This window comes from candidate division WOR-3 bacterium (assembly GCA_016867815.1).
GTDB lineage: Bacteria > Hydrothermota > Tepidihabitantia > Tepidihabitantales > Tepidihabitantaceae > UBA2258.
The window spans coordinates 1-5657 of sequence record VGIR01000130.1; the positions used below are offsets into that span (position 1 = coordinate 1).

4 protein-coding genes are annotated in these 5657 nt (G+C 59.1%); all 4 read right to left on the reverse strand.

Annotation, left to right across the window (positions count from 1 at the left end; all coding sequences use genetic code 11):
- Window positions 1-254 precede the first annotated feature (254 nt).
- Window positions 255-1646, reverse strand: a complete 1392-nt coding sequence (locus FJY68_13050; GenBank protein MBM3332752.1) for a glycosyltransferase family 4 protein — start codon at window positions 1644-1646, stop codon at window positions 255-257.
- A 66-nt stretch (window positions 1647-1712) separates the two neighbouring features.
- Complete coding sequence (locus FJY68_13055) at window positions 1713-2084, reverse strand: hypothetical protein (protein MBM3332753.1); 372 nt, start codon at window positions 2082-2084, stop codon at window positions 1713-1715.
- Window positions 2032-3672: a hypothetical protein gene (locus FJY68_13060; protein ID MBM3332754.1), complete on the reverse strand. Its 1641-nt coding sequence runs from the start codon at window positions 3670-3672 to the stop codon at window positions 2032-2034. The genes FJY68_13055 and FJY68_13060 overlap by 53 nt, the downstream gene beginning before the upstream one ends.
- A gap of 267 nt (window positions 3673-3939) precedes the next feature.
- Window positions 3940-5208 carry a methyltransferase domain-containing protein gene (locus tag FJY68_13065; GenBank protein ID MBM3332755.1) on the reverse strand — a complete coding sequence of 423 codons (1269 nt, stop codon included), beginning with the start codon at window positions 5206-5208 and terminating at the stop codon, window positions 3940-3942.
- Window positions 5209-5657: the final 449 nt, after the last annotated feature.

Genomic DNA, 5657 nt, shown 5'->3' on the forward strand with positions numbered 1-5657 from the left:
TACCTACGCAGCCGGCAACGCCAGCCAGAAGTGGTCAGGAGTTACTTTGCGGAAGAGCACGTCCGATATGCGGCAACATGACCTCAAGCTGTCAAACATTTAGTGCTCTCCGTAGTAACTTGCTCCGCGAGACAGGCGCTCTTCGTCACGGGGATTCCGGGCCACCTTGCCTTGCCTCAAGTCAGTCAAGGTTGCGGTGCCGACGTAGCTCGCACTGGTGGCAGGCGATCATCCCGCATTCCAGGCCACGTCCTCTACACCGAGCCGTCGTCGACAAGAGTCGTCGGATAGCCCCGGAAGTGCTTTGGGTAGTCGTAGCTGAGGACGGGCCCGAGGTTGGGGTATTCCCTCTGGTCCTGGTCGGCCATTCCTTTGAGCTCCGTCCACAGGTCCTCGTAGCGAGCGACAACCGCCTTCATCGAGAACTCATCTCTCACCCGCTGCCGGGCGCGTTGACCCATGGAGTATCTGAGCTCAGCGTTGTTGATCAGGTCCAGTGCTTTGGAGACCAGTTGTCCACTGTCGATCTTCAGGTCCCGACTTGACTGGTGAATCAGCGTGTGGTCGTAGGGATGACGGAACTGCGCGAGCAAGTCGCTGGGTCTCCGTCGCACCTGCCACTCGACCGGAATCCTGAACCCCTGCACTCCGTCTTCAACTATGTCGCGATAGCCGTCCCAGTCGGTGCAGAGGACGGGCAGCCCTACGGCCATCGCTTCCACCAGTGTCAGTCCGAAGGACTCCTGTAGATTGTCACTCAGGGATACGAAGATGTCCGAGGCAGAGTAGATTGCCGTCTTCTGATCGTCACGGAAGTCGGTGATCAGCCTTATCTTGTCGGACAACCCCAGGGTCGTGGCGAGGTTCCGCACCTGCGCTGATTCGCCGTCGCTGTCTGCACCGGCGACCACAAGCAGCAACTCGACAGGTGACGCCTTGGCAAGCTGGGCCACGGAGCGCAACAGGCGATCGTAGTTCATCTTTGACCGCCACGATATCCTGCCCAAAGACAGCAGTATCACGGCATGCGCGGGTAGTTCCAGCGTTCTTCTCGCACTGGCCTTGTCCATTGGTCTGGAGTCTTCGGTCTCGAACCCGTGCGGGATGGTGTCCACCCTTCCTCGATAGCGCACTTTGCCTTCAGTGCGTGATTCGACTTCCGTCATGTAGGCAGTGATTGCCTCTGCCGCTGCCCGGGAAGGCGCCACAATAGAGTCGTACGGTCTGCACCCCTGGTTCAGCAGGCACAGATCAAGGAACTCCCGCACGTTCGCGAGCGTGGCTATTGTGTACGCCTGCCTTGTCACTGGAGTCCGCACATTGGACAGGAGGCTTCGGAAGGCGATCTCTCTGGCGGGTTGGATAGTCTCGAAGTGAAGGATGTCATAGGCGGGGAGCGGCGTCCCCACCGACTCGCGCAACCGGACCAGCTTGAGTTTTCCGCTCTCCTGACAAGTGCGAGCTAGAGAATCGTGAGCCCGGACCTGGAACACCGGGTCCATGTAGTAGGTGTGATACTCGTCAAACGCGCCGTATCTCAGCAGTCCCCGGGCTGACGCTTCTATAGTAACGTATGCGCCGAGACACGGCTTCGGGGCGTACAGGTACTTGAAGCCCTCAAGGGTACCGTAGAGGTGCTGACTCATCTTTGGTGTACTTTACCCACCACGTCTTTGCCGGTCAAGGCGTGTGTCCCGGCGGGTTGGGCAGCGCTAGTACACACGTAACACCAGGTTCTCCTCGTCCTCAAAGAACCTCCCGTACTCACCAGCGTAGCGATCAAGGTCGGGCCGGTATCTCCCTCCTATCAGTCGCGTGATCTGCTTGTGGATCACGATGTACTTCACTCTCGCGGAACGGAGTTGGGCTCTCTGCGCCGGCAGGTCATCAAGCTCCAGACTGTCGACCAGGGATGGGGTGGGCTTCCGGGCCAGATACCCTTCTACAATGGGCATCTCGTGCATGGTCTGGTACATCATGTACCTTCCGGAGAAGAGGCTGTTGCCTCCCGGCAGATCCAGAACCCCGAAGTCAATAGTCCGTTCCTGCCTCAGAATCGCCGTGTAGGCGGGCGGAAGTCGCACCGGCGTTGTCTCGCGCCACGGCGACCAGAAATCTACGCATATTCCCAGCGCCAACAGCGCCGCGAGCCACTTTCTTCTGCGGAGGAATCCCTCGCGGAGCTGGTAGCTGAATGCGATGGCGACAAGCACACCCAGAAAGAGGTAGGCATAGGCCATTATTCTCCCGGGCGCGCGCGCGCCCGAAACAACCGGGATGAGCCTGATCAGTGCATAGGGCAGAGCAACGGCGACAGTCCGGCCCATGAAGTGAAGGATCGTGCCGAAAGAAAGCCCCAGAAAGAGCAGCAGTCCCAGCACATATCGTGCGGCCCGCTCCATCAGGACTCGACGCGAGCAGGAGTCCCACGCAGATGATACCCAGGTACCCGACGCTCTCCCAGGCAAAGTCTGAGGAGTAGCTGGCGTTGGCTCTTGCGATAGGCAGAACGCCGGCAAGCCAGTGGCGATAGTGAGGTACGAAGAGGCCGAGCAGGTCGATCGTGAGAGTGTCGTGGCCGCCGAACCATACGTTCGGATGCCGAGCTGCAGATGCAAGCATGCCTATGATCAAGGGGGAAAGGACCGCGAGTGTCGTGCATACGATTATCAGCGAGGAGATGACTAGCCCCGGCATCAGAAACCTTCTGCGTCGGTAGGCTGTGATAAAGTAGTAGACGACCATGAAGAAGAGGGCGTAGATCATGTAGTCCCAGCAGCAGAGAGCGTTGAGAAGGAAGAACGCGCTTGCCCAGGCAACGTTCCACCTTGAGCCATCCTCCGTCGTCTTGATGTAGAATAGAACGAAGAACGGTATGAACTGAGCCGTGGCGATGCTGACGTGGTGAAGAGAATGCGCGAAATGCGACGGGTTGAACGCGAACACGAATCCACCAAGAAGCGCCGCAGCCGTATCGTCAGTGAAGTGGCGGATCAGCAGGAACGCGCCGATTCCGGAAAACACGAACGTGGAAAGGATGAGCAGATTGTAGACCGCGACCAGACTCTGCGTTCCCGTCGCCGCGAGGGCGAACAGCTGGCTGTATGGACATAGAGAGAAGAGTTGCGAAGCCCCTTCAGGATAGAAGACGTGTGAGGTGTGGATGAGATCCGGTTTCTCTTGCAGTGCCTGGCGGGTCATCCACATTCTCCAGAGGGATTGCATGTTGTCCTCGGGAGGCCCGATCAATTGAGAGTCGATGTGCGGGATGATGCGGTAGAAGAATGCGATCGTAAGCAACGCGTAGATCAGGGATGCGCCCGCCACTTCTGACGCGCGGACGCCGGTCGACGGCTGCCGGCCGCCACAGACGGATTCCGAGTCCTTCCTCAGGAGGTAGCGGATGGCGAGCACGAAGAAGAGATAGAAGAAGAAGCTGGCGAGCGCACGTGCTGTGTACACGACCATGAGTCTGTCTGCCTTGTCCAGGTATGCCCGAAGCGGCAGTCCGCCCCGATTGCCTGCCAGCCGTTCGAGAAGGGGAATCGACTCGCCGGAGTGCACTGCAGTCAAGACACGGTGTCCGAAGAAGACGTACAGGCACAGGCCGGCAGCCACACACGTGAGGAAGACCACCGTGACCGCAAGCCCCGTTCTCAGTTCACGGTTCACGGATACCCTCGTGATAGTTCAGCCGGCCCCGCCGGCCCGTACCCCAAGACGTTCATGGCCCAGGTGTGGGCCAGAGGAATCGAATGCCGATTGCTGTCGGGGACTTCGGGCTTGTCCCAAGGCCCACGCTGCTGCACCAGAACCCGAAGCGGTTTCTTAGTTCGGCTACCTGCTCGGATGGTCGTGTCGCCTCGGCAAATCCGGATTGTCGGATAGGCTCAACGCCCAGCGTTCCCCCGGGACACGGTCACCACATCCCGGCAACCATCATTCCTCACTATCCGGCAGCACTGCAGAGACTTCCTCCAACAAGCCTGTGAATCTGGGATAGTCGATTTCAACGCCCTTGATGGGACTCATCCCCTCGAAGTTCCCGGGGCAGTCATAGAACTCCTGTACCTTCTTCTCGTTTGTCTCCAGTGTCTCGCAGATCGTTTGCACCCTGTCGAGAAGCTCGTCGACTGAGGTGGTACTGGTCTTCAAGCCGACGGCCTGGGCTTCAGCGAGATCTGGACACACAGGGTGGGCTCCTTCGGCGGGCGATCCTTGCTTGCGACTGACGACGCAGAGCACGTACCGAGGGTCGCTCTTGTAGATACACTCGAGTATGTCGAAGCTGTGGCACAGCTCTGCGGCCAGCGACTCCCTTGTGTGGGTCTTTGTATAGAGACCGTAGCGCAGCTGTTCCTCTGACTTGTCCGGCTGTGAGAAGCGGTAGTCGAAGTGCGCCTGGACTGCCAGTCGCTTGGTCATCAACGCGGAATACGTCGTCCCCATCCTGAACCAGTATGACGCGTACTTCCTGCGAGTAGCGACAATGAACCCTTTGCCTTCGTTTGTCAAGATACCTTGCAGGTTCGCCTGAAGGCTCAGAGTCCGGTTCCATGAAGGCTGGTCTCCATAGAACTCCACGAGGAAACCGTCGAATAGACCGAGATTCGAATCAAGCGCCATCGCGTCCGCGCAGATCGCCTTGAAAGGCAGGGCAAAATGGCCGGCCCATGCGTTGGCCACGTCTACTAATCCAGGGACAGGGTCAATCCCGACCACGTCCAGTCCACGGCTTGCGAACGCAAGGCACTCGGTACCGGCTCCGCATCCCGCATACAGGAAACGGGCATTGGGTCGCAACCGGTCGGTAATGTAGTCCATTGCCTTGTCGCCCGGAAACCGCACGTGCCTCCCGGTTCTCGAGATTTCCCGCAATTCCGACCACTTTTTCTTCTCGAGCCGAGAGAGATTGACTGCCCAACGTTTCTTACAAGCCTCGGCGAGTGTTCCGGGCGTGGATACTCCACGGACGATGCCCAGAAGCACCTTCTGCACCATGGCGTCGAAGTCCCAGAAGAACCACCGCGCTCGGCGTCTTTCGCCATCATAGAGGTGTTGCGTTTCCCGAGCGAATCGAACGAAGGGCTTCATCGGTGGTGAGTGCATCGAGATCCGCCACGACAAGTCCAGTGCGCGAGCAATGACGGACTCATGGGATATCCCAGTCCCTACGGCGTCAAGGCTGGCTCCCGTTCCGGTTTGCATCGCAGTGATGCTACCACGGTGAGGCCGGATGTCAACGTGGCGGAGTGGATGGCCCGGCCTTCGGGCCGGCCGAGGACAACGCGCAGTTCAGCGACCGGCGGCAGTCAGACCGGTTTCTTGATGTCGGGCATGTCACTGCGAGTACTGGCCGGGACCGCCCGCGCCTTCGGTACATCGTACCCTTTCTCATCTGGCAGGTTGCAGCATGGGGCTATGGCGTGAGTCTGGAGAAAGGCATCAAAGAACAGAGGAGACAGTGAGAGCGGGACTGGAAGCCTAACTCCAGCATTGTCTGAAGGTTGAGGCCTGCCGCGCGTCGGAAAGCCCGCATATGGGGGTCGCCTGGGGGCCGGCGCGGACGGGACATGGGTTACACTTTATTGTCAGGACATGGGTTACAGTCCTTGTCGCCGGGCGGCGGGTTTTCTGCCGCCGGGCAACGCCTGATT

Coding starts and splice junctions, on each gene's coding strand:
- FJY68_13050 (MBM3332752.1), bottom strand. CDS start 1,646: ATGAGTCAGCACCTCTACGGTACCCTTGAGGGCTTCAAGTACCTGTAC.
- FJY68_13065 (MBM3332755.1), bottom strand. CDS start 5,208: ATGCAAACCGGAACGGGAGCCAGCCTTGACGCCGTAGGGACTGGGATA.